Genomic DNA, 23,636 nt, shown 5'->3' on the forward strand with positions numbered 1-23,636 from the left:
GGCGCGATGGGCGTGCTGGATTTTACGAGCGCGCTGTATCTGGACATGCGCCATCCGTCGGCAGCGCTGGCACCGTGGGCGGCGTTCACCCTGGGCAAGCCGGCGGCTTTGGCCGAGCCGCCCGGCGCGGCCAGCCTGGCGCGCGGGCTGGCGGAACTGCTGGGCTGCGAAGCGGCGCTGTTGCTGCCGTCCACGCTGCATCTGTACTGGGACTTGTTCGGCATGCTGGCCCAGGAATCGGTGGCGCTGCTGATCGATGGCGGCGCCTATCCGGTTGCGCGCTGGGGCGCGCAGCAGGCGGTGGCGCGCGGCGCGCCGATGCAGGTGTTCCGCCATGGCGACGCCGCTGGCCTGGCGCGGCTGGCGCGGCGCTGGCGCGCGGAAGGACGGCGGCCGGTGGTGCTGGCGGACGGCTACAGCCCCGGCCGCGAACATCCGCCGCCCTTGTCGGCCTACGCCGACATCGCCGCGCGGGGCGGGGGCTGGCTGGTGCTGGACGACACCCAGCCCCTGGGCCTGCTGGGCCGCCACGGCGGCGGCTCGGTGCCGCTGCATGGCCTGGGCAGGGCGCTTGGCGTTGCGGCCGGTGCGGCCGTTGGTGCGATGTCGGGCTCGGCGGGAACGCAGCTGTCCCTCCCGGCCGGCCGCGCGGTGCTGGTGGGCGCATCGCTGGCCAAGGCCTTCGGCGCGCCGCTGGCGGTGCTGGCCGGGAGCGCGGCGATGCTGGCGCGCTTCGAGGCACGCAGCCTGACGCGCGTGCACGCCAGCCCACCCAGCGCGGCAGCCATGGCGGCCGCACGGCATGCCTTGTGCGTCAACGCCGCTTGCGGCGACGCGCTGCGCCTGGCCTTGCGGCAGCGCGTGGGGCAATTCCGGGCCGGGATGGCGGCGGCCGGCATTGCGAGCCGTGGCGGCATGTTCCCGGTGCAGGTGGTGCCGCTGGCGGATGGTGTCGACGCGCCTGCATTGCAGGCGGCGCTGAGGGCCGAAGGCGTGCTGGCGCTGCCGCAAGTGCATCGCGGCGCGGCGGGCCTGACTTTCCTGTTGCGCGCGGGGCACAGCGCGCAAGACGTGGCGCGTGCCGTGGACGCGCTTGAACATCACATGAAGGAGCTGGCATGAATCAGCAATTCGAAGCCCTGCCTTTCGAGCTCGAAGGCGAGATGGGATATGGACAGGCATACGAGCTCGGGTTCGAGTTCGAACCGGAGCACGAACAAGGGCTGGAGCAGGAGCGCGGCGGCCGCCCGATGGGCGCGATGCGCGGCGCCGCACGGGGCAGTGGCCGGATCGGCCCGGCGCGAGCGCTGTCCATGGGCCGCAACCCCGCGCGCGGCCCGCAAGCCGGCGGGCGGCCGGGCACAGCAGGCGGCTTTGGCCGTCCGGGCAGTCCGGGGCGCCCAGGGCGTCCTGGTGTCCCCGGCCGTCCGGGCTTTCCCCGCCCGCGTCCCCGTCCCGGGCCGGCCTGGCCCTACTACCATGGCCCGCGCTATGGCGGACTGTGGCCCTACACCCAGGTGACGGTGCTGCCGCCCGAACCCGACGGCTGGTCCGGCGCAGCCTTTCCGCAGGACGGCACGCCGGCCTTCGATGACGGCAACGGCAATGGCAATTTCAGCGCTAGCGGCGACGGTGTCGGTGGCGCTTATGCGCCGCCCGAATCGGGCGAAGTCCCGCCCACCATTGCCGCCACCATAGCCCGCCTGCCCGCCGCGCAGCGGCCCGCATATGTGGCGCTGGGCCCGATCACCGCCGCGCTGCGCGATCCCCGCGCCACTGGCGCCGGCTTCTACCTGATCGAATTTAACGTAAACGGCGTACAACGCGCCTACAGCGGGCAAACCGGCAATCTGCGCCGCCGGCTCCAGCAGCATGCGCTGTGCGGGCAGATGATGGGCTTGCCGCTGGCGTCGCACTCGGTCTACGTGGCCCAATCCAGCCTGCCCGAGCCGCAGCGCCGCGCCGTCGAATATCGCATCCACGACGACATGTTCCGCACCAGCGCCGGCGTGCTGACCAACCAGCGCCGCGAACTGGAAGCCGAGTTGTTCGGCAATGAATGGCGCTGACCGCAGAATCGACAAAGGAGAGCATCATGTACTGCAAACAATGCAACTGCACGTCCTGCCGCAGCACCACTGCCGGCGGCTTCGAAGTCATGGAATTTGGCGTGGCGCAGGAAGGCCCGTTCAACGAGGCGCAGGAAATGGAACTGGCGCTGGAGCTCATGTCGGTGACCAGCGAAGCCGAACTGGATCAGTTCCTGGGGGGGCTGTTCAAAGGCGCGCTGAAGGGCCTGAAGAAAGTCGGCTCGGCCATCGGCAAGGTGGCCAAGCCGCTGGGCGGCGCCTTGAAGGGCATCGCCAAGAAGGCGCTGCCTTTCGTTGGTGGCGCGCTGGGGTCGTTCATTCCGATACCCGGCGTGGGCACCGCAATCGGCTCCGCGCTGGGCGGGGCGGTGGCCAAGGCGCTGGAACTGGAATTCAGCGGCATGGAATACGAACAGCAGGAATTCGAAATGGCGCGCCGCTTCGTGCGCATAGCCGGGACGGCGGCGCAGCTGGCCGCATCCAGCGATGGCAGTCCGCAAGCGGTGCGCAAGGCGCTGGGCGAAGCGCTGGTGCAGCATGTGCCGCACTACGAACTGGCAGGCGAGGAGGAGGGTGAAGCCTACGGCGGGCGCTGGCGCAAGCGCCGCGCGCAGCGCGGGTATGGCTACGGCGGCGGCTACGGCACCCCCTACAATGGCGGCGACGGATGGTGAGGCTGCCGTGATCATCGACTGTCACTGCCATGCCGGCCCGGGAGACGGCTTGAGCGGGCCGTGGGACAGCAATGCCGGGCTGGGGCGCTACCTGCGCCGCGCCCGCGCTGCCGGTATAGAGCGCAGCGCGCTGCTGGCGACCTTCCATAGCGACTACGCGCGAGCCAACGCCGAGGTGGCACGGCTGGCCGCGGCGCGTCCGAAGCAGTTCTATGCCTACGCATTCGTGCACGCGGTGCGCGACCGGGGCCGGATCGCCGCCATGGTGCGCACGGCGGTGCAGGACTACGGCTTCATCGGCATCAAGGTGCACCGGCACGACGCGCGCATCAGCGGCGAAGTGTGCCAAGCGGCGCGCGTGTTCGGTGTGCCGGTGCTGTACGATCCGATGGGGGAGGTGGCGGTGGCGGAACTGCTGGCGGCGCAGTATCCGGACGTTAATTTCATCATCCCGCATCTGGGCAGTTTCGGTGACGACTGGGCCGCGCAACTGGCGCTGATCGACCACTTGGTGCGGCACAAGAACATCTACGCGGACAGCTCCGGCGTGCGGCGCTTCGACCTGCTGGAGCAGGCGGTGCGCCGCGCCGGAGCGCACAAGATGCTGTTCGGTTCGGACGGGCCATGGCTGCATCCGGGCCTGGAGCTGGAGAAGATCCGGCTGCTGCACCTGCCCGAGAGCGACGAACGGCTGATCCTGGGCGAGAATTTCATGCGTCTGACCGGGCAGGCTTAGCGCGGCGCGCCCTGCGGCTGCGGCGCGAGGCCTGCCGCCTCTCCCCAGGCCTTGCGCCGCAACTGCAGCGCGCGGTCGGTGACGCCCAGGCGCGCCGCCGCGCGCTGGTTGTTGTCGTGTTCCTGTTCCAGCACCATCTGGATCGCCATGTCGCCGGCTGCCTGCGTGATGCGCCCCAGTCCCATCCCCATATCGACCGCGTGCCGGATGGCGTTGGCGAAGCAGCTGTCCGGCCACGCGGGGGCGCCGCATGGGCGTTCGTCCGGCGGCACATCGCCTATCGTTACCGGCCCCGGGCCGCAATGCCGGTGCCAGATGCGCGCCACCGTCTGGCGCAGGTCGCGCACGTTGCCGGGATATTCGCGCGTGAGCAGGTAAGCCTTCACGGCGGGGTCCAGCTCGCAGCGCGCCCCGTCCTGCGCCAGCTGGCCGATAAAGTGCTCGGCCAGCGGCAGGATGTCGCTCTGGCGTTCGCGCAGCGGCGGCGGGCGGCAGCGCCAGCCCGCGATGCGGTAATACAGGTCGGCCCGGAAGCTGCCGTCGGCCACTCCCGCCTCGAGGTCGCGGTTGGTAGCGCAGACCAGGCGGAAGCGGGTGGGCTGCCAGGTGTTGCTGCCGAGCCGCTTGTACTTCTGCTCCTGTATCACGCGCAGCAGTTGCGCCTGCATGGCCAGCGGCAGCTCGCCCACCTCGTCCAGGAACAGCACGCCGCCGTCGGCCAGCGCGAAGGCGCCGTCGCGGGCGTTGGCCGCACCGGTGAAGGCGCCGCGCTCGTGGCCGAAGAATTCGCTGCCGGCCAGCTCGGCCGACAAGGTGGTGCAGTCCAGCACCACCAGCTCGCCGCGCGCACCGCTGAGCCGGTGGATCAGCTGCGCGATCTGCTCCTTGCCGGTGCCGGTTTCGCCCGTGATCAGCACCGACGACTGCGAGAACGCCGCCACCTCCACCACGTTGCGCACCAGCGCGCGCCAGGGCGGGCTGTCGCCGACCAGGCTGGCCTGCACGGTGCTCGACTCCATGATGCGCTGCACCGCCTGCCAGCGCCGCAGCCTGGCTGCGGCCTGTGCCGCGACAGCCTGCGCCAGCGCGGCCGTGCCTGTCGCAACAGTGCAGGCAAGCGGGGCAGGCGAGGCCGGCGCCGCGCCTGCCGGCCACTGCAGCAAATCGGCCGCCCCCGCCGCAAGCGCGGCCCACATTGCGTCCGGCGCCAGCGGTTCGCTTCCGCAAGCGATGGCCAGCACGGTGGCGCGGGCCGACAGCGCCGCCAGCTGCGCCGCGAGCGCGTCGTTCCACAGGCTGAACAGCACAATCCCAAGGCTGCCTGCCGGCACGGCCGGCAGCGTCCCCGGCTGCGCCCCGACGCCCAGCCTGTCAAGCTCAGCCACCAACGCCGGGCCAATATCCGCCTGTGTCTGTTCGACCATATGCAGCCACACGGCAAGCGCATCCAGGCGTTCCATAGCAGTTTCGGCGAGGCGAAGGCAGCACTATATGCCCATCCGCCCACCGTCGCTTTGACCGGCGCCAAACGTGCACGCCGCGCGCCGGGCCTGCCGCAAAGCAAAATGGGGTCAGGGTTAATTAAATAATCAACCCTGACCCCATTTGTCTTTACGGAAACTTACTGTTTATTGCTTGACGCAGTCGACGAAGTAGTCGCGCTTGCCGTTCACTTCACGCTTGACCAGGCCGTGCACGTCGGTCTCGAAGCCGGGGAAGCGTTCGTTGAAGTCGCGCGCGAAGCGCAGGTAGTCGACGATGGTCTTGTTGAAGCGCTCGCCCGGGATCAGCAGCGGAATGCCTGGCGGGTACGGCGTCAGCAGGATGGACGTGATGCGGCCTTCCAGCTCGTCGATCGCCACGCGCTCGATTTCGCGGTGCGCCATCTTGGCGAAGGCGTCCGACGGCTTCATGGCCGGGATCATGTCCGACAGATACATCTCGGTCGTCAGGCGCGCCACGTCGTACGCCTTGTAGAAGTCGTGGATCTGCTGGCACAGGTCGCGCAGACCCATCTGCTCGTAGCGCGGGTTCGCTTGCGAGAACTCCGGCAGGATGCGCCACAGCGGCATGTTCTTGTCGTAGTCGTCCTTGAACTGCTGCAGCGCGGTCAGCAGCGTGTTCCAGCGGCCTTTCGTGATGCCGATGGTGAACATGATGAAGAAGGAGTACAGGCCGCACTTCTCGACGATCACGCCGTGCTCAGCCAGGTACTTGGTCACGATCGAGGCCGGAATGCCGGTGTCGCCGAATTGGCCGTCCAGCGACAGGCCGGGGTTGACGATGGTCGCCTTGATCGGGTCAAGCATGTTGAAGCCCGGCGCCAGCTTGCCGAAGCCGTGCCATTCCTGGCTGTCGGCGCTGAAGATCCAGTCTTCCTGCGAGCCGATGCCTTCTTCGGCGAACTCGTTCGGGCCCCAGACCTTGAACCACCAGTCTTTGCCCCATTCTTCGTCGATCTTGCGCATCGCGCGGCGGAAGTCCAGCGCTTCCAGGATCGATTCCTCCACCAGCGCGGTGCCGCCGGGCGCTTCCATCATGGCCGCGGCCACGTCGCACGAGGCGATGATGGAGTACTGCGGCGAGGTGGACGTATGCATCAGGTAGGCCTCGTTGAAGGCGTCCTTGTCCAGCTTGACCGATTCCGATTCGCGCACCAGCACCTGCGAGGCCTGCGACAGGCCCGCCAGCAGCTTGTGCGTGGACTGGGTGGAGAAGATCATCGATTCCTTGGCGCGCGGACGGTCCTTGCCGATGGCGTGCATGTTCTTGTAGAAATCGTGGAAGGTGGCGTGCGGCAGCCACGCTTCGTCGAAGTGCAGGGTGTCGATTTTACCGTCCAGCATTTCGCGCAAGGTCTCGACGTTGTACACCACGCCGTCGTAGGTCGACTGGGTGATGGTCAGGATGCGCGGCTTCTTGTTCTTGGCGTCGCGTGCGAACGGGTTGGCGTCGATCTTGCGCTGGATGCTCTCCATCGAGAACTCTTCCAGCGGGATCGGACCGATGATGCCGAGGTGGTTGCGGGTCGGCATCAGGAATACGGGAATCGCGCCGCACATGATGATCGAGTGCAGGATGGACTTGTGGCAGTTGCGGTCCACCACCACGATGTCGCCCGGCGCCACCGTCGAGTGCCACACCATCTTGTTCGAGGTGGAGGTGCCGTTGGTGACGAAGTAGCAGTGGTCGGCGTTGTAGATGCGGGCGGCGTTGCGCTCGGAGGCGGCCACCGGGCCGGTGTGGTCCAGCAGCTGGCCCAGTTCTTCCACCGCGTTGCAGACGTCGGCGCGCAGCATGTTCTCGCCGAAGAACTGGTGGAACATCTGGCCGATGGGCGACTTCAGGAAGGCCACGCCGCCGGAGTGGCCGGGGCAGTGCCAGGAATAGGAGCCGTCGTTGGCGTAGTGCACCAGCGCGCGGAAGAAGGGCGGCGAAAGGCCGTCCAGGTAGGACTTGGCTTCGCGGATGATGTGGCGCGCCACGAATTCCGGGGTATCCTCGAACATGTGGATGAAGCCGTGCAGCTCGCGCAGGATATCGTTGGGGATATGGCGCGAGGTGCGCGTTTCGCCGTACAGGTAGATCGGGATGTCCGAGTTCTTGTAGCGGATCTCTTCGACGAAGGCGCGCAGCGACTTCAGGGCGTGGTCGGTTTCTTCCACCGTACCGCCGCCGAACTCCTCGTCGTCGATGGACAGCACGAAGGCCGAGGCGCGCGACTGCTGTTGCGCGAACTGGGACAGGTCGCCGTAGCTGGTTACGCCCAGCACTTCCATGCCTTCTTTTTCCATCGCGGCGGCCAGGGCGCGGATGCCCAGGCCGGACGTGTTCTCAGAGCGAAAATCCTCGTCAATGATGACGATGGGGAAACGAAATTTCATTACTTGTCTCCAAAAAGAAGAACCGCCCCGGGCTATCTATGGCCGGAGCGGGCTGGGCGAAAAAAAATAAGAACGGGATTCTCGCAGAAAATGCTGCCAACGGGGAAAAAAATTACGATGTTGGCAGCATCCTCTTTCATATCGATGCCTGGTGGTGCTTAATGGTGCCCGGCGGCCGCGCCGCCGCTCAGGAGCGCGCCGATCGGGTCGATGTGCAGGGCCGCGAACAGCCCCAGCGCGATCCCGGCGCCGGCCACCGCGTACGCAGTGTACAGCAGCCAGCGGCGATGCGTCAGAAGGGTGATCGCCGCCAGCGAAATGGCGATCTGTTCGGCCGTGGTGGCCAGCGCCCACTGGTGGTGCTGGTGCAGCGCGGCATCGGACTTCTGGTTCCACTCCGCCGAAGAGGCTTCCCACTTCTCGGCGTCTTTCTTGATCACTTCCTTCTCGCTGCGGTAGCGCGCCACCTCGGCCTTGAACTGCTCCGGGTTCACATTGGGCAAGGTCATGGCCAGTTCGGCCAGGTTCTGCTTGTTGGACTTGGCCTGGTAGTAATTCCAGCTGTTGGCGGCCTGGGTCTTGTCGATGGCGGCGTTATTCTTGTACAGGGCCGCTTCGTTCTGCGTGGCGCCGCCCTGGTAGCCGAACAGCGCGCCAAGCGTGGCCAGGATGGCAGTGGTAACGGCGATGTTGCCGGAGAATTTGTCGTTGCTGTGGGCGGCATGCTCCACAGCGTGGTCGTGCGGGCCGTGGACGTGAAAACCGTGTCCTGACATTGATGGTTCCTTTGTTGCTTGTTGATGAACAGGTAGTGCCTACCGCGGCCTGCGGCGCAAGGTGACGAATGCGTAGCGCAGGCCGCTGGCGGCGGTGTACTGCTGGCGCTCCATTTCCTCCCATTCTGCACCCAGCGGCGGGAAATGGGCGTCGCATTGGAAAGCCTGGCCGATTTCGGTCTGGATGACCTGGTCCGCCAGGCCTGCGGCCAGCGCCTCGGCGTAGATCTGGGCGCCGCCGATGATGAAGGCTTCGGCCGCGTCCTGCACCAGCGCGCGCGCCTGTTGCAGCGACTGCGCCGTCTCGACGCCGTCGGCGCGCCATTCGGCGCTGCGGGTGACCACGATGTTGCGGCGGTTGGGCAGCGGGCGGCCGATGGACTGGTAGGTTTTGCGGCCCATGATGACGGGGTGGCCGGTGGTCAGGCGCTTGAAGTGGGCCATGTCTTCCGGCAGTTTCCACGGCAGCGTGTTGTTGATGCCGATGCCGCGCTGGGCGTCGGTGGCGACGATGATGGTGAGCAGTGTCATGTGGCCTTGCAGGGCAGTGGGTGCTAGGCCCGACATTATAGCTGGCGGCCGCCGGGGCGTCTTCTTGCCGCGCGCCATTGAAATGGTAGTGGTGTAATTGGCGGGTTTGCCTTTTAATCAATGGCCGGACGCCGGTCCGCCGGATTTACCTTTCAGGAGGCATGATGAGCACATCGAAATGGACAGGGGCACTGTTTCTGGCGGCGGGCATGGCGCTGCCTGGCCCCGTGCATGCGGTATCCGCACGCGCCAGCGTGACAGGATTTGGCATACAGCTGATCGACTTGAACCCCACGGACGGCATCGCGCCGGCCTTGCGCATGGACGGCATTACCGTCGGCGCCTACATCAGTGCCTTTGGTCCCGCCGGACCGGATAGCGTCCAGGTGGAGGAGTATGGCTCGGTGCAGCGCGAATATTCATTTGGCAGCGCTTTCAGTTCCGCCGCGCCGGATACCTTCCTCAGCGAGATTTTGTTGGTGGGGCGCGGCTTCTATAACTCGGCGCACAGCAACCAGTTTGTTCTGGAGTTCGAGCTGACGCCTGACACGGCGGCGATATTCAGCGCCGGCCTGGCCATCAGCACGGACGGCGAGTATGGCTACGCCAGCTACGCCGATGCGTTCATGGGCGCGTACATCGATGGGACGGGGAACGTGGGCGGGAGTATCGATACGGACAATCTGAGCGGCGACGAGAGCCGCAGCGATACGGTCCGTTTCGAAGTACGCGCAGGCAGCCAGGCGCTGAAGGGGGGCTTCCTGAACGTGGGCACCTACGTCTATGCCAACGCCCTTCCGGTTCCCGAACCCGTTACCTGGACCATGCTGGCCGCGGGGCTGGGCGTTGTTGGCGCCGCGTTCCGCCGGCAAGGGCGCACGCCATGCTTTGCGCATTATCAAACACCGTATTTAATTGACGGGATTTTTCATTCCTCCGCTGATTAAATGGATGAGCACCGTCTTGCATTTTGCCTGGGCGGGCCAATCATTTTCCGGAGGAATTATGTTTAATAGAAACTCAGTATTGGCGGCGCTGTTCTGCGCGCTGGCCATGGGGAATGTTTTCGCGTCCTCGGCCCGTGCCGACATTACGGGATTCAAGATCGAATTAATCGATATGGATGCGTCGGACGGCATTGCGCCGGCGATCGCCTTTCCTTATGACCCATGGGTGCAGGCATTTATCGGTATTTACAACCGCAGCGACTATTACGAGGAATACAGCGGTTATTACGGCACGCTGCATGGCGCAAACGGGACGGGCATCGCCATCACCGCCGTCTTGCCCGACAGCGGCAGCAGCAGGGTGCAGGCATTTACCGCCGATTCGCTGGCCTACAGCAGCGGCAGCCAGACCATGCCGTTTGTGCTCACGCCCAATACCCTGGCGCTGTTCGGTGTGGAATTCGCGGTGGGCATGGACCGCGAAGCCGGCGATACGACCTACGCCATCGCCAGCCTGGAAGCGGATCTGATGGGAGAACAGCGCTTCAGCGGACGCCTGCGGACGGGCGACGGCCTGCATGAGGACGCGAGCCGCCTGTTCTATGGTGAACTGCTTAGCGGCGCCGGCGAGGGAGAGGGATCGTTCAGGCTGGATACCGTGGCCTCTGCCCTGAACGCGGTGGCGCCCGTGCCGGAGCCTGGCAGCTGGACCATGCTGACGGCGGGGTTGGCCGCGCTTGGCGGCGCACAGTGGTGCCGCCGGCGCGCACGGGAATGTGAGAAAAATCAACCATGACGCATTTTCATTTTTTTGAATTGGGAATATTGTCCAAGACGGGAATTGAATATCGCGCGACTATTCATTTGGCGCCCACGCCTGCATCGGCAAGATTGTCAGCGGGGCCAGTCTTTTATCAGGCGGGCAAATTAAATTAAAGTTTGATCAACGAACGTTGCGTAATTGCATCAAGGAAATAAGTTTGTTCAGGACGGTGCCCGGGATATTCCCCTGGGCGTGAGGATTGGAGAGAATTACCCTCGTCTTTTTCCCGTATTGTGACATCCAGCGGTAGCCGGCTTCCCACTTGGGCAAGCGAAAACCGAATGAATTGTTAAATGGATGTCATGGAGGAGACGGCAATGAAACATCCACTCAAGCATGCCTTGGGCGAAGTAGAACACGCGGTTCTGGCGCTTGCCGACGGAACTTTATTTCAAGGCGTTGCAATCGGCGCCGCAGGTCACACCAGCGGCGAAGTGGTGTTCAATACCGCGATGACGGGTTACCAGGAGATCCTGAGCGACCCCAGCTATAGCCGCCAGATCGTTACCCTGACCTATCCCCATATCGGCAACACCGGCGTGAACGGCGAGGATGGCGAATCGCCGCGCATCCACGCCGCCGGCCTGGTGATCAAGGATTTGCCGCTGCTGGCGTCCAACTTCCGTTCCTCGCAAAGCCTGTCCGAGTGGCTGCGCGTGCAGAACATCGTGGCCATCGCCGGCATCGACACGCGCAGGCTGACCCGCATCCTGCGCGAGGGCGGCGCCCAGAACGGCGCCATCGTCACCGGGCATGCGGAGGGCCAGCTGGCCGACCAGGCCATGGCGCTGGCGCGCGCCTTCCCGGGCTTGTCCGGCATGGACCTGGCACGCACCGTCAGCACCGACAGCGCCTACGAATGGCACGCGACCGAGTGGCGCCTGGGCAGAGGCTACGGCCGGGTGGACAATCCGCGCTTCCATGTGGTGGCGTACGACTATGGCGTCAAGACCAATATCCTGCGCATGCTGTCCGAGCGCGGCTGCCGCGTCACCGTGCTGCCGGCCGAGGCGGGCGCGCAGGCCGCGCTGGCGCTGAACCCGGACGGCATCTTCCTGTCCAACGGGCCCGGCGACCCGCAGCCCTGCGGCTACGCGATCGAGGCGGCGCGCGAGCTGATCGAGCGCGGTATCCCCACCTTCGGCATCTGCCTGGGGCATCAGATCATGGCGCTCGCCTCGGGCGCGCGCACCCTGAAGATGAAGTTCGGCCACCACGGCGCCAACCACCCGGTGCAGGACCTGGCCACCGGCAAGGTGATGATCACATCCCAGAACCATGGCTTCGCGGTGGACCCGGAGTCCCTGCCCGAGAATTGCCGCATTACCCATATCTCGCTGTTCGACGGCTCGCTGCAAGGCTTCATGCGTACCGACCGGCCGGCATTCTGCTTCCAGGGACACCCGGAAGCCTCGCCCGGTCCACACGACCTGGCGCCCTTATTCGACCGTTTCGTCAATCTGATGGGAGGCCAGCAGCATGCCTAAGCGTACCGACATCGACAGCATCCTCATTATCGGCGCCGGCCCCATCGTCATCGGCCAGGCCTGCGAGTTCGACTATTCCGGCGCCCAGGCGTGCAAGGCGCTGCGCGAGGAGGGCTACAAGGTCATCCTGGTCAACAGCAACCCGGCCACCATCATGACCGACCCCGATATGGCGGACGTTACCTATATCGAACCGATCACCTGGGAAGTGGTGGCGCGCATCATCGAACAAGACCGTCCGCAGGCCGTGCTGCCCACCATGGGCGGCCAGACTGCGCTCAACTGTGCGCTCGACCTGCACCGCCACGGCGTGCTGGAACAGTTCGGCGTGGAACTGATCGGCGCTACCCCGGAAGCCATCGACAAGGCCGAGGACCGCGCCAAGTTCAAGGCCTGCATGAGCAAGATCGGCCTGGAATCGGCGCGCTCGGGCATCGCCCACAACATGGCCGAAGCCTGGGCCGCGCAGGAGGAACTGGGCTTCCCGGTCATCATCCGCCCCTCGTTCACCATGGGCGGCAGCGGCGGCGGCATCGCGCACGACGCGGCCCAGTTCAACGAGATCTGCCTGCGCGGGCTGGAGCTGTCGCCCAGCTGCGAGCTGCTGATCGAGGAATCGCTGATTGGCTGGAAGGAATTCGAGATGGAGGTGGTGCGCGACAGGGCGGACAATTGCATCATCGTCTGCTCCATCGAAAACCTGGACCCGATGGGCGTGCACACCGGCGACTCCATCACGGTGGCCCCGGCGCAGACGCTCACCGACAAGGAATACCAGATCATGCGCAACGCCTCGCTGGCGGTGCTGCGCAAGATCGGCGTGGACACGGGCGGCTCGAATGTGCAGTTCGCCCTGAACCCGGCCGACGGCCGCATGATCGTTATCGAAATGAACCCGCGCGTGTCGCGTTCCTCGGCGCTGGCCTCGAAAGCCACCGGCTTTCCGATCGCGCGCGTGGCGGCCAAGCTGGCTGTCGGTTTCACTCTCGATGAACTGCAGAACGACATCACCGGCGGCGCCACCCCGGCGTCCTTCGAACCCTCCATCGACTACGTGGTGACCAAGGTGCCGCGTTTCGCCTTCGAGAAGTTCCCCGGCGCCGACGAGCGCCTGACCACGCAGATGAAATCCGTCGGCGAGGTGATGGCCATGGGCCGCACCTTCCAGGAATCGTTCCAGAAGGCCTTGCGCGGCCTGGACATCGGCCTGGACGGCCTGCGCCGCCCCAGCACGGGCGCCGCCGTCATTTCCGAGCAGCTGTCCTCGCCCGGCCCGCAGCGCATCTGGTATGTGGGCGAAGCTTTTGCCCAGGGCATGACGCAGGAAGAGGTGCACCGCCTGTCCGGCATCGATCCCTGGTTCCTGGCCCAGATCCACGACCTGGTGGAAGTGGAGCAGTGGGTGCAGACGCAAACCCTGGAGGGGCTGGACAAGCCGGTGCTGTTCCGCCTCAAGCAGCAGGGCTTCGGCGACCGCCGCCTGGCTGCACTGCTGGGCGTGGCCGAGCAGGCCGTGCGTACCCACCGCCAGCTGCTGGGCGTACGCCCGGTGTATAAGCGCGTGGACACCTGCGCCGCCGAATTCGCCACCCGCACCGCCTATATGTACTCGACCTACGACGAGGAATGCGAATCGCTGCCCACCGATGCGCGCAAGATCATGGTGCTGGGCGGCGGACCCAACCGCATCGGCCAGGGCATCGAGTTCGATTACTGCTGCGTACACGCGGCGCTGGCCATGCGCGAGGACGGCTACGAGACCATCATGGTCAACTGCAATCCGGAAACCGTGTCCACCGACTACGACACCTCCGACCGCCTGTACTTCGAATCGCTGACGCTGGAGGACGTGCTGGAGATCGTCGCCATCGAGCGCCCGGTGGGCGTCATCGTGCAGTATGGCGGGCAGACCCCGCTGAAGCTGGCGCTGGACCTGGAAGCGAACGGCGTGCCCATCATCGGCACCTCGCCGGACATGATCGACGCCGCCGAGGACCGCGAGCGCTTCCAGCAGCTGCTGCACCAGCTGGACCTGCGCCAGCCGCCCAACCGCACCGCGCGCACCGAGCAGGACGCGGTGATGCTGGCCGAGGAAATCGGCTATCCGCTGGTGGTGCGTCCTTCCTACGTGCTGGGCGGCCGCGCGATGGAGATCGTGCACGAGCGCGCCGACCTGGAACGCTACATGCGCGAAGCGGTGAAAGTGTCGCACGACTCGCCCGTGCTGCTGGACCGCTTCCTGAACGACGCCATCGAAGTGGACGTGGACTGCGTGTCCGACGGCGCCCAGGTGATCATTGGCGGCGTGATGGAGCACATCGAGCAGGCCGGCATCCATTCCGGCGACTCGGCCTGCTCGCTGCCGCCGTACTCGCTGGCGCACGACACCGTGGCCGAGATCAAGCGCCAGAGCGAGCGCCTGGCGCGCGGCCTGCACGTGGTGGGGCTGATGAACGTGCAGTTCGCGGTCCAGCGCAACAAGGTGGACGGCCGCGTGCGCGACCAGATCTTCGTGCTGGAAGTCAATCCGCGCGCTTCGCGCACAGTGCCCTTCGTGTCCAAGGCCACCGGCCTGGCGCTGGCCAAGGTGGCGGCGCGCTGCATGGCAGGCCAGTCGCTGGCGCAGCAGGGTGTCACGGCCGAAGTCGTGCCGCCGTATTTCAGCGTGAAGGAAGCCGTGCTGCCGTTCGCCAAATTCCTCGGCGTGGACACCGTCCTCGGCCCCGAGATGAAATCCACCGGCGAGGTGATGGGTTGCGGCCCGACCTTCGGCGAGGCGTATTTCAAGGCCTTGCTGGGCGCCGGCGTGCGCTTGCCGCGCGGCGGCCGGGCCTATCTGCGGGTGCGCAAGGGCGACCAGGCGCGCGCGGTGGGGCTGGCGCGCGACCTGTCGGCGCTGGGTTTTGAGCTGCTGGCCAGCCACGTGACGGCGCTGGTGATCGGCGCGGCCGAGATTCCGGTGCGCGAACTGCAGGACGAGCAAGCCATGGCCATGCTGGCCAACAAGGAAATCGGCCTGGTGGTGGTGACGGTGGACGAGAAACGCAGCGCCATCGGCGCCTCGCGCGCGCTGCGCGTGGCCACGCTGGCATCCGGTGCGGCCTACTTCACCACCATTGCCGCCGCCGAGGCGTCGCTGGACGCCATGCGGCACGCGGACGACAACACGCTGCACTCGCTGCAGGCCTTGCACCGGCAGGCCGCCAGGGCGCACCTGGAAGAGCATGTCGCGCAGGCCGCGCGCGACGCCATCGCCGTGGCCAGTTCGGCGGCGCGGGCGCGCCGCGAACCGGGCGCCGCCGACCTGGCCGCTGCTGCCGCCGAACTGCCCGAGCGGCGCGGCAGCGCGCGCGAGCGCAGCGTGGGCGTGCCGCCGCTGCGGCTGTTCATCCGCCAGCCGTTCACGGAATCGGACCAGCGGCAACAGCGCATGGTCGCCGACATCCTGGAACTGATCGACAGCGCCAACGGCCTGCCGCATCCGTTCCAGTACCTGACCGGCACCGAGGCCGAGAGCGCGGATACCTTCCGCATCTCGTTCGAACGCAAGCAGCAGCTGCCGTTTACGCCGAAGAACTTCCGCCGCCACCGGCTGCAGATGCTGCAGCAGGCGGATGTGATGATCAACATCCGCGTCGGCATGAGCGAAAGCAGCGCCTTCGAGCTGGCCTACCACATCTTCCAGGGCCGCCGCACGCCGGTGCTGTTCCTGGTGTGGAAGGGCGCGCCGATCAAGACCACCTTGCTGCGCGAGCTGGACGACCTGTGCGACGTGACCTACATCGAGTTCGACGAAGTGGAAGAACTGAGGAGCGGCTTGCACCGCTTCTTCGGCAATACGGCATTAAAAATCCAAGACTAAGCAAGGAGTATCACATGTTGGCTAATATGAAGATCAAGAACCTGGTCGTAATCGCGCTGGCCATTCTGATTTCACTGATCATGGCGATCGGCGCGATGGGTATCTACAGCGCCAATCGCTCGGTCAACCTGCTCAAGGACGTCACCCTGAGCGATCAGGCCAACGCCAACGAGCGCAACGCCATACGGCTGGATATGGAAACCAGCCGCAGCCAGATCCTGCAGGCGCTGCAGCACAACACCGCATTCGAATGGTCCAAGCTGCACGACCATGCGCTCACCGTCCACTGGGGCATCATCGACGATGCCTCGGCGCGCGTGGCCAGGCGCTGGGAGCACTACCTGGGCAGCATCAAGTCCGAGGAAGAGAAAAAGCTGGCGCAGGACTGGTACGAGAAAAGCGCGGGCCTGGGGCTGGAGCACATCAGGGCAGCCGCCACGGCGATCCGGGCCGACAAGTGGGATGACGCGGAGATGGTGCTGATCAAGAAGATCAACCCGTCTTACCGTGTCGGCGACGTGGCGCTGAAAGCGCTGGCCGAGTACAGCGACCAGCGCGGCAAGGTCAACGACGTGGCGGTGCAGGCGGGCCTGGACAGCGCGCGCACCACCACCATCGTGGTGCTGGTGGCGGGCGTGGCGTTGTCGGCGTTTGTCGGCATGCTGCTGGTGAAAGCCATTTCGGCACCGCTGCAGCAAGCCATGGATATCGCTATCCAGGTGGCCGACGGCGACCTGACCGGGCAGGTGGAACAGCGCAGCACCAGCGAGATTGGCTTGCTGCTGACGGCACTGGACAAGATGAAGACCAACCTGGCGGCCATCGTGGCAGAGGTGCGCGGCAGCACCGACACCATCTCCAGCGCCTCCGGCCAGATCGCCGCCGGCAATATGGACTTGTCGGACCGCACCGGCCAGCAAGCCGGTTCGCTGGAGGAAACCGCGTCGTCAATGGAGGAACTCACCGGCACCGTCAAGCAGAACGCGGAAAATTCTCGCCAGGCCAATTTGCTGGCGCAGTCGGCCTCGGAAGTGGCCATCAAGGGCGGCGTGGTGGTGTCGCAAGTGGTGGACACCATGGGCTCGATCAACGATTCGTCCAAGAAGATCGTCGACATTATCGGCGTCATCGACGGCATCGCCTTCCAGACCAACATCCTTGCATTGAATGCTGCGGTTGAAGCGGCGCGGGCGGGCGAGCAGGGCAGGGGCTTCGCGGTGGTGGCCTCCGAAGTGCGCAACCTGGCGCAACGTTCGGCGGCGGCGGCCAAGGAGATCAAGGCCCTGATCGACGATTCGGTGGACAAGGTGGGCAGCGGCGCCAAGCTGGTGGACCAGGCCGGCGCCACGATGCAGGAGATCGTGACCAGCATCCAGCGCGTGACCAGCATCATGAGCGAGATCACGCAGGCCAGCCAGGAGCAGACCATGGGACTGGACCAGATCCATGCCGCCATCACGCAGATGGATGGCTTGACGCAGCAAAACGTGGCGCTGGTTGAGGAGGCAGCAGCCGCAGCCGATTCCCTGAACGAGCGTGCCCAGGGCCTGACCCGCGTGGTCAGCGTGTTCAAGCTCGATGGCAGGCAGGCCGTTGCTTTTGCCCCTGCGGCTGGTTCGGTTCCCACCGCCAAGGTGCGCCCGCTGCCGGTCGCCAAGCCCGCCGCGCCGGTGCGCAAGCTGGCTGGCGGGCCGGTATCCAGGCCCGCCGCCAAGGCAATGCCGAAGCCGCGCGTCGCCAACGGCGCCGAAAGCGACTGGGAAGAGTTCTGACGCCCGGCTCAGAACTTGTGCGTAATGCCCACGCCGAAGCCTGACGGGTCCTGCCCGGCAGCCAAGCCCGGTACCGGGTTGGCGGACAGGTTGTACATGGCGCGGGCTTCGTTGCGCGTGCGGGTGTAGGCCGCCCAAAGCTCGCTGCGCCTGGACAAGGCATAGCCATAGCCTGCGGTGTACTGCGCCGCGCCCGTCCCCGGCCCTGGCTTGCCGGCGCCACCCACGCCCGTGGTGGCGTTGCCCTTGGTGTCCAGCGCGCGGGTCAGCGAGGCGCGCCAGATGTGCGGGCCGCTGTTGTGCGTGGCGGCCAGTTGCCAGGCGTTGCGGCTCAGGTGCTGGCCCGGCGCCGGCGCGTAGCGCAGCCGTTCGAAGGCGGCGCGCAGGCGGGTGCCGCCCAGACTGTAGGCCAGGCCCAGCTTGTGGCCGATGTCCTTGCCCTTGGTGGCGAAGTAGTCGCGGTGGCGTTCCACGCCATAGGCCAGGTAGAGTTTCTCATCCTCATACGTCACCAGGGCGGCCTCCATGCCGGGATTGGCGGCGCCATTCTTTTCTTCGCGCGCGCTGGCCGCCACGCGCGCATTCCAGCCCCTGTAGGACGGCGTCGAATACTGCACCAGGTTCTTCTGGCGGCGGTCGAACGAGGCCGGCACCACGGCGTTGGCCGCCGTGGCAAAGCCATTCCCCATGATGGCGTTGGAGGCGAAGATACCCGCTGCAAAAGGGTCTATCGCATACACCGACGCATAGCGGTAGGGGGATTCCCATATCCCCAGCAGCACCTGGCCGAAGCTGCCGCGCAGGCCGACGGCGGTGTTGCGCGTGAAGTCCCCGCCGCCGCCGGTATCGACCGCCACCGGCATTTCTATCTGGAAGAAGCCTTGCAGACCGCCGCCCAGGTCTTCCGTACCACGGAAACCGAGCACCGACAAGTCGTTCGATACCCGCTGCTGGCGGGCGCCGCCCGCAGCCACGCTCTCCACGTTGACTTTCAGGAAGCCGTAGATGCGCATGTTGTCCGCTGCGCGTGCGCCGCAGCTTGCGAATGCCGTTGCGCCTGCCAGCGCCGCGATGGCCCATCTCGTCATGTTGTCCTCCATTGATGTTGGTGACCGCGATCATAGACGCTTGCTTTTCATCTGTATACATATAAGTGTCCATGTATTTAAATGTATACATATAAATTTCACCTCGTTAGAATGGAGCGGCAGATCAACCACAACACTGGAGAAACCATGAGCACCAAGCTGCGCCACATCGCCATTTCCGTTCCCGATCCATGGAAGACGGCCGAGTTTTACATCAACGCTTTCGGCTTCCGCAAGGTGGGCGAAACCGATTCCTCGCTTGCGCGCGGGGTGTACCTGAGCGACGGCGTGATGTCGATCGCGCTGCTGAACTACAAGACCGACGAGGCGGCGGGGGAGCGCGGCCGCGACTTCGTGGGCCTGCACCACATCGGCATGTGGGTCGACGAAATCGGCGCCGCGCGCGCCAGCGCGGAGGCAGCCGGCGGCACCTACTACATGGGCGAAGTGCCGGTGAAGGGCAATATCTTCTATGAAGTGAAATACCGCGATCCGAACGGCGTGATCGTCGACCTGACCGACCATGGCTGGGGCGGCGCTGTGAAGGACGTGGGCGCCGACGCGAGCAGTGCCGGCCCCGCGTTGCGCAATCCGGACCTGGTTGCGGACCGCGCCGGGATCGTTGGCGGCGCTACGTAAGCGCGTGCCGCAAGGCGCCGCCGGCGAAGTGTGCGGCGAGGTTGGCCAGCAGGACTTCATGCTGCGCCAGCTGCGCTTCCGGCGAGCGGCCCGAGATGTGCGGCGTCAGGATCAGCGTATCCAGCAGGGCTGCTCCCGGCGGCAGTGCCGGTTCGTTCTCGATCACGTCCAGCGCCGCGCCGGCGATGGTTCGCCGCTCGAGCGCCTGCATCAGCGCCGCGGTATCCACCACGCTCCCGCGCGCGATATTGACCAGGAAGCCCTGCGGCCCAAGCGCTTCCAGAACGTTGGCATTCACCAGGTGCCGCGTGGCGGCGCCGCCGGGGCAGGCCAGCACCAGGTAATCGCTCGCGCGCGCCAGTTCCAGCACGCTGGCCACGTGCCGGTAAGGCAGCTGCGGCCTGGCGCTGCGCGTGGTGTAGGCGATCTCCATGTCGAATGCCGCTGCCCGCCGCGCAATCAGCGCGCCGATATTCCCCATGCCGACAATGCCCAGCCGCTTGCCGTGCACGGCGGGCCGCGCCATGCGGTGCGCCAGCCAATGGCCTTCCTTCACGGCCCGGTCCAGGCCCGGAAGGCCGCGCGCGCTGGCGAGCATCAGCGCCAGCGCATGGTCCGCCACGGTGGCGTTGTTCACGCCCGGCGCATGCGTCACCGCGATCCCGCGCGCATCGGCTGCCGCCAGGTTGATGTTCTCGTAGCCGGCGCCGTAGCTGCACACCAGCCGCAGCGCCGGCAGCGCGTCCATCTGCGCCGCCGACAGGCCCGTGCTGCCGTTGGTGATGACCACGCGCACGCCCGCCAGTTGCGCGGCAGTGTCGCGCGCCAGCCGCTCCAGCGCGGCCGCTTCCGGCAACACGGCCATGGGCCAGCAGCTCTGTATTTGTTCCACAAACGGCGCCGCCATGCTGATCAGCAGGAGCACCTGCGGCTTCATCGCCAAGTCCATTTTCATCCCCCATGTTTTAAGTGAGGAAAATTTTCACACATTTAACTTGCTATGTATACGGATAGATATTATCGTATTCCTATCAACAACAAGGAGGCAGACAATGTGGCATGCAATCGCAAGATATGAACTGAAGCAGGGCGGAGCGGGCGCCAAGCTGGCGCTGGTGGTGGGCGGGGCGCTGTACGACGTCGGTCAGTTGGTGGAGGCGGGGGCGCTGGGCGTGGCCGGCAACCAGCCGCGCGTGGCGGCGGACCTGAACGCTGCGCTGGCCGACTGGAGCGCGGCCGCGCCGCTGTTCAGCCAGATGGCGCATGCCTTGCCCGAGCTGCTGCGCGCGGGCCGCGTGGCGGCGCTGCCGCCGCAGTCCTACCGCATTGGCGTGCCGTACACGCCGGGCCGCATCTTCGGCGCCGCGTCCAACTTTTACGAGCACGCCCGCGAAATGGGCACCGAACTGGCACCGCGCGAGGAAAGCGCGCCGTTTTGCTTCATGAAGGCGGAAACCAGCATTACCGCCACCGATACCGACGTGGTCATGCCGGCCGATACGGAGAAGCTGGACTGGGAAGTGGAACTGGGCGTCATCATTGGCAAAACCTGCCGCAACGTCAGCGTGGAAGAGGCATACGACACCATCGCCGGCTACACGGTGTTCAACGACGTCACCGCGCGCGACCTGAACCGCCGCAGCGACTACCCCTTCAAGCACGACTGGTTCCGCGGCAAAAGCCACGACACTTTCGGCCCCATCGGCCCCTGGGTGGTGCCGCGCGCCTGCATCGAACGTGCGCAAGGCCTGCGCCTGCAGCTCTCTGTGAACGGCGAGATGATGCAGGACGATACCGCCGACGCCATGATCTTCAACATTGCCGAGCAGATCGCCTACCTGTCCGGCATGCTGACGCTGAAGCCGGGCGACCTGCTGGCCACCGGCACGCCGAACGGCGTGGGCATGGGGCGCGGGGTCTACCTGAAACCCGGCGACGAGATGGTGGCGACCATCGAAAGCATCGGCAGCATTCGCAACCGCGTGGTTGCGGCGCCTGCGCGCAAGGAGGCCGCATGAGGTCCCGGCGCCTGCTGCGCCGCGCCGTCACGGCTACGGCCGCCGCTGCCGCCATGGCCGGCGCCGCGCCTGTGCTGGCAGCGGACACGGTGCGCTTCAACCTGGCCTGGCTGCCGCAGGGCAGCACCAGCGGCGTACTGGTGGCCATCGCCAAGGGCTATTACGCCGAGGCGGGGCTGGACGTGAGCGCCACGCGAGGCTACGGCGGCCAGCGCACCGTGAATGAGGTGGACCAGGGCCTGTTCGAGTTCGGCTACGGCGATCCGATCAGCGTGATGCTGAACCGCGCGCAGGGCGGCAAGACCGTCATGGTTGGCGCCATCAACACGCGCTGGCCTGCGGCGCTGTGCTACGTCGAAAAGCCGAACCGCAAGATCAAGACCATCGCCGACCTGAAAGGCCTGGTCATCGGAGGCGGCGCCGCATCGCCGCTGCACAACGTCATTCCGGCCTGGCTGGCGGCCAATAACCTGCCGCCGGAGCACGTAAAGCTGCTGCGCCTTGATCCCGCCGTCATCAACACGGCTTTCCTGGACGGCTCGATCGACCTGGCCGAATGCTGGGAAGGCGCCAACAAGCCGGTGCTGGAGCGGATGGCGCAGAAGAACGACATCAGGATCGGCGCGCTGCGCTACCGCGACTTCAAGCTGAACTTGTACGGCAACGGCATCGTCACCAGCGAAAAGCTGATCGCTTCCAATCCGGACCTGGTAAAGCGCTTCGTGGCGGCCACTTACCGGGGCTACGAGTACCAGGCGAAGAACCCGGCCGAGGCAGTGGAGTTGATCGCCCGCCAGCAGAAGCTGATCGACAAGTCCGTGCTGCGCCAGCAGATCGAGGAGACCAGCGAATTGATGCATGCGCCGGAAGCGGGCGCGAAGAAGACCGGCTGGATGCACGACGAGCGCATGCAGGCCACCGCGGACTTCGTGAAGAAAGCTTTCAGCGTGACCGCACCGGTGAAGACGTCCGAAATCTATACCAACCGTTTTGTAGGAGAGTGAGATGGAAAAGCTGCGTCCCAAAAAACTCGGGCACCTGGTGCTGATGGTGCGCGACATCCACAAGTCCGCGCGCTTTTATACGGAAGTGGTGGGCCTGACCGTGTCCGACTGGATCGGCGACCAGATGGTGTTCCTGCGTGCAGGCCAGGACCACCACGACCTGGCGCTGTCGCAAATCCCGCCCGGTTCGCCCGGCATGGACGACCTGCCGCACTATGGCCGTCCCGGCATGGAGCACTTCTCCTATCTGGTGGAAGACCGTGCCGAGATCGACCGCACGGTGGAAGTACTGAAGGCGCACGGCGTGGAGATCGTGCGCGGCATCGGCAAGCACGGCCCGGGCGAGAACCTGTTCCTGGTCTTCAAGGACCCGGACGGCAACAACGTGGAAGTGTATTGCGAAATGACGCAGATTGCCCCAGGCAGCGGGTACGAAGCCAAGGTCTGGGAGCGCACCATCGAGTCCTTCGACCAGTACCGTTTCAAGCATTTCGTGGTGCCGCCGCCGCAGGCGGTGGTGGATGCGAAGTCCGGCAAGAGCTGAGGAGGGCACATGAAACGGACCATGGAAACGGTGCTGTTCTGGGGCGCGTTCGCGCTCCTGTGGGAATACGGCGTGGCGCTGAGCGGCGTGCGCAGCTACCTGATGCCGCCGCTGAGCAAGGTATTGGCGGCGGGCTGGGAGCAGCGCGAGCTGCTGCTGGCCGAATGCTGGGTCACGCTGCTGGAAGTGCTGGCCGGCTTCGCGCTGGCCGTGGTGGGCGGCGTGGTGCTGGGCGTGGCGATCCATTTCAACGGCTTCGCGCGGCGCACGCTGTATCCCTTCATCACGGCGCTGCAAAGCATGCCGAAGATTGCGCTGGCGCCGCTGATGATCGTGTGGTTCGGCTACGGCTTCGCGTCAAAGCTAGCATCCACCTTCCTGTTCGCCTTCTTCCCGCTGGTGATCGCCACCCTGGGCGGACTGTCGGGCATTGCCGCCAACCTGGACGAGCACTTTCGTGCACTGGGCGCGTCGCGCTGGGACACCTTGCTGCGCCTGCAGTTGCCGTCCGCGCTGCCCAGCTTCGTGGACGGCGTGAAGATCGCCATGCCGCTGGCGGTGATCGGCGCCATCGTCGGTGAGTTCATTGGCGCGGAAAAGGGACTGGGACACTTGATGACGCTGGCCACGGCCAACGCCCAGACGGATCTGATGTTTGCCGCCATCCTGGCGATCACGCTGCTGGCCAGTTTGCTGTACTGGGCGGTGGAAGTGGCGTCGCGCGCGGTGTGGTGGAGGGGGAAAGCGGTATGAACCTGAAG

The 23,636-nt window shown here is 65.9% G+C and carries 20 protein-coding genes; 14 read left to right on the top strand and 6 right to left on the bottom strand.

Annotated elements, in window-relative coordinates; genetic code table 11:
* Window positions 1-12 precede the first annotated feature (12 nt).
* The 4 genes from ASD15_RS21550 to ASD15_RS21565 are packed head-to-tail and all read left to right on the top strand — an operon-like array spanning window position 13 to window position 3,500.
* Window positions 13-1,122, top strand: a complete 1,110-nt coding sequence (locus ASD15_RS21550) for an aminotransferase class I/II-fold pyridoxal phosphate-dependent enzyme (protein WP_057157334.1) — start codon at window positions 13-15, stop codon at window positions 1,120-1,122.
* A complete protein-coding gene (locus ASD15_RS32950) occupies window positions 1,119-2,069 on the top strand; it encodes a hypothetical protein (RefSeq protein WP_057157064.1) in 951 nt (316 codons plus the stop codon). Before ASD15_RS21550 ends, ASD15_RS32950 begins: the two co-directional genes overlap by 4 nt.
* A gap of 26 nt (window positions 2,070-2,095) precedes the next feature.
* The gene (locus ASD15_RS21560) at window positions 2,096-2,764 is read left to right on the top strand and encodes a hypothetical protein (RefSeq protein WP_157201068.1); all 669 of its coding nucleotides are present in this window, start codon (window positions 2,096-2,098) and stop codon (window positions 2,762-2,764) included.
* 7 nt (window positions 2,765-2,771) lie between these two features.
* Entirely contained in the window at window positions 2,772-3,500 is a 729-nt protein-coding gene (locus ASD15_RS21565; protein ID WP_057157335.1) for an amidohydrolase family protein, read from the top strand.
* On the opposite strand, the gene ASD15_RS21570 is transcribed toward ASD15_RS21565, so the two are convergent.
* The 4 genes from ASD15_RS21570 to ASD15_RS21585 all read right to left on the bottom strand — a co-directional run bounded on the left by ASD15_RS21570 (window position 3,497) and on the right by ASD15_RS21585 (window position 8,691).
* The gene (locus ASD15_RS21570; RefSeq protein ID WP_057157066.1) at window positions 3,497-4,960 is read right to left on the bottom strand and encodes a sigma 54-interacting transcriptional regulator; all 1,464 of its coding nucleotides are present in this window, start codon (window positions 4,958-4,960) and stop codon (window positions 3,497-3,499) included. The genes ASD15_RS21565 and ASD15_RS21570 overlap by 4 nt on opposite strands.
* A 168-nt stretch (window positions 4,961-5,128) precedes the next feature.
* Window positions 5,129-7,384 carry an arginine/lysine/ornithine decarboxylase gene (locus tag ASD15_RS21575; protein WP_057157067.1) on the bottom strand — a complete coding sequence of 752 codons (2,256 nt, stop codon included), beginning with the start codon at window positions 7,382-7,384 and terminating at the stop codon, window positions 5,129-5,131.
* 158 nt (window positions 7,385-7,542) lie between these two features.
* Window positions 7,543-8,160, bottom strand: a complete 618-nt coding sequence (locus tag ASD15_RS21580; protein WP_057157068.1) for a DUF4337 domain-containing protein — start codon at window positions 8,158-8,160, stop codon at window positions 7,543-7,545.
* A gap of 39 nt (window positions 8,161-8,199) precedes the next feature.
* Window positions 8,200-8,691, bottom strand: coding sequence for a dihydrofolate reductase (locus ASD15_RS21585; protein ID WP_057157069.1), 492 nt, complete (start codon window positions 8,689-8,691; stop codon window positions 8,200-8,202).
* A 161-nt stretch (window positions 8,692-8,852) separates the two neighbouring features.
* Between ASD15_RS21585 and ASD15_RS21590 the strand changes: the two genes are divergently transcribed.
* The 5 genes from ASD15_RS21590 to ASD15_RS33695 all read left to right on the top strand — a co-directional run bounded on the left by ASD15_RS21590 (window position 8,853) and on the right by ASD15_RS33695 (window position 17,582).
* Entirely contained in the window at window positions 8,853-9,638 is a 786-nt protein-coding gene (locus ASD15_RS21590) for a PEP-CTERM sorting domain-containing protein (RefSeq protein WP_057157070.1), read from the top strand.
* 4 nt (window positions 9,639-9,642) lie between these two features.
* A complete protein-coding gene (locus ASD15_RS21595) occupies window positions 9,643-10,434 on the top strand; it encodes a PEP-CTERM sorting domain-containing protein (protein ID WP_082552030.1) in 792 nt (263 codons plus the stop codon).
* 344 nt (window positions 10,435-10,778) lie between these two features.
* Window positions 10,779-11,948 carry a glutamine-hydrolyzing carbamoyl-phosphate synthase small subunit gene (gene carA / locus ASD15_RS21600; protein ID WP_057157072.1) on the top strand — a complete coding sequence of 390 codons (1,170 nt, stop codon included), beginning with the start codon at window positions 10,779-10,781 and terminating at the stop codon, window positions 11,946-11,948.
* Window positions 11,941-15,810 carry a carbamoyl-phosphate synthase large subunit gene (carB, locus tag ASD15_RS21605; protein ID WP_057157073.1) on the top strand — a complete coding sequence of 1,290 codons (3,870 nt, stop codon included), beginning with the start codon at window positions 11,941-11,943 and terminating at the stop codon, window positions 15,808-15,810. Before carA ends, carB begins: the two co-directional genes overlap by 8 nt.
* 14 nt (window positions 15,811-15,824) lie before the next feature.
* Window positions 15,825-17,582 (top strand): methyl-accepting chemotaxis protein, encoded by a 1,758-nt coding sequence (locus ASD15_RS33695; protein ID WP_082552031.1) that lies wholly within the window; start codon window positions 15,825-15,827, stop codon window positions 17,580-17,582.
* 8 nt (window positions 17,583-17,590) lie between these two features.
* Here ASD15_RS33695 and ASD15_RS21615 read toward each other — a convergent pair whose 3' ends face one another.
* Entirely contained in the window at window positions 17,591-18,670 is a 1,080-nt protein-coding gene (locus tag ASD15_RS21615) for a porin (RefSeq protein ID WP_082552079.1), read from the bottom strand.
* Window positions 18,671-18,817: 147 nt separating this feature from the next.
* Here ASD15_RS21615 and ASD15_RS21620 point away from each other — a divergent pair, with 147 nt between their 5' ends.
* Window positions 18,818-19,309, top strand: coding sequence for a VOC family protein (locus tag ASD15_RS21620; protein ID WP_057157074.1), 492 nt, complete (start codon window positions 18,818-18,820; stop codon window positions 19,307-19,309).
* Here ASD15_RS21620 and ASD15_RS21625 read toward each other — a convergent pair.
* Window positions 19,302-20,258, bottom strand: coding sequence for a 2-hydroxyacid dehydrogenase (locus tag ASD15_RS21625; RefSeq protein WP_229418291.1), 957 nt, complete (start codon window positions 20,256-20,258; stop codon window positions 19,302-19,304). The two genes, ASD15_RS21620 and ASD15_RS21625, sit on opposite strands and share 8 nt — an antisense overlap.
* 103 nt (window positions 20,259-20,361) lie before the next feature.
* Between ASD15_RS21625 and ASD15_RS21630 the strand changes: the two genes are divergently transcribed.
* From ASD15_RS21630 to ASD15_RS21645, 4 genes are read left to right on the top strand one after another with little or no spacing between them, the layout of a single operon-like run.
* On the top strand, window positions 20,362-21,327 hold the full coding sequence (locus ASD15_RS21630) for a fumarylacetoacetate hydrolase family protein (protein ID WP_057157075.1): 966 nt from the start codon (window positions 20,362-20,364) through the stop codon (window positions 21,325-21,327).
* Window positions 21,324-22,331 carry an ABC transporter substrate-binding protein gene (locus ASD15_RS21635; RefSeq protein WP_057157076.1) on the top strand — a complete coding sequence of 336 codons (1,008 nt, stop codon included), beginning with the start codon at window positions 21,324-21,326 and terminating at the stop codon, window positions 22,329-22,331. The genes ASD15_RS21630 and ASD15_RS21635 overlap by 4 nt, the downstream gene beginning before the upstream one ends.
* Before the next feature lies 1 nt (window position 22,332).
* A complete protein-coding gene (locus tag ASD15_RS21640; RefSeq protein ID WP_057157077.1) occupies window positions 22,333-22,875 on the top strand; it encodes a VOC family protein in 543 nt (180 codons plus the stop codon).
* A 9-nt stretch (window positions 22,876-22,884) separates the two neighbouring features.
* A complete protein-coding gene (locus ASD15_RS21645; RefSeq protein WP_056391102.1) occupies window positions 22,885-23,628 on the top strand; it encodes an ABC transporter permease in 744 nt (247 codons plus the stop codon).
* The last annotated feature ends 8 nt before the right edge of the window (window positions 23,629-23,636 follow it).

The organism is Massilia sp. Root351, assembly GCF_001425045.1.
GTDB lineage: Bacteria > Pseudomonadota > Gammaproteobacteria > Burkholderiales > Burkholderiaceae_D > Rugamonas.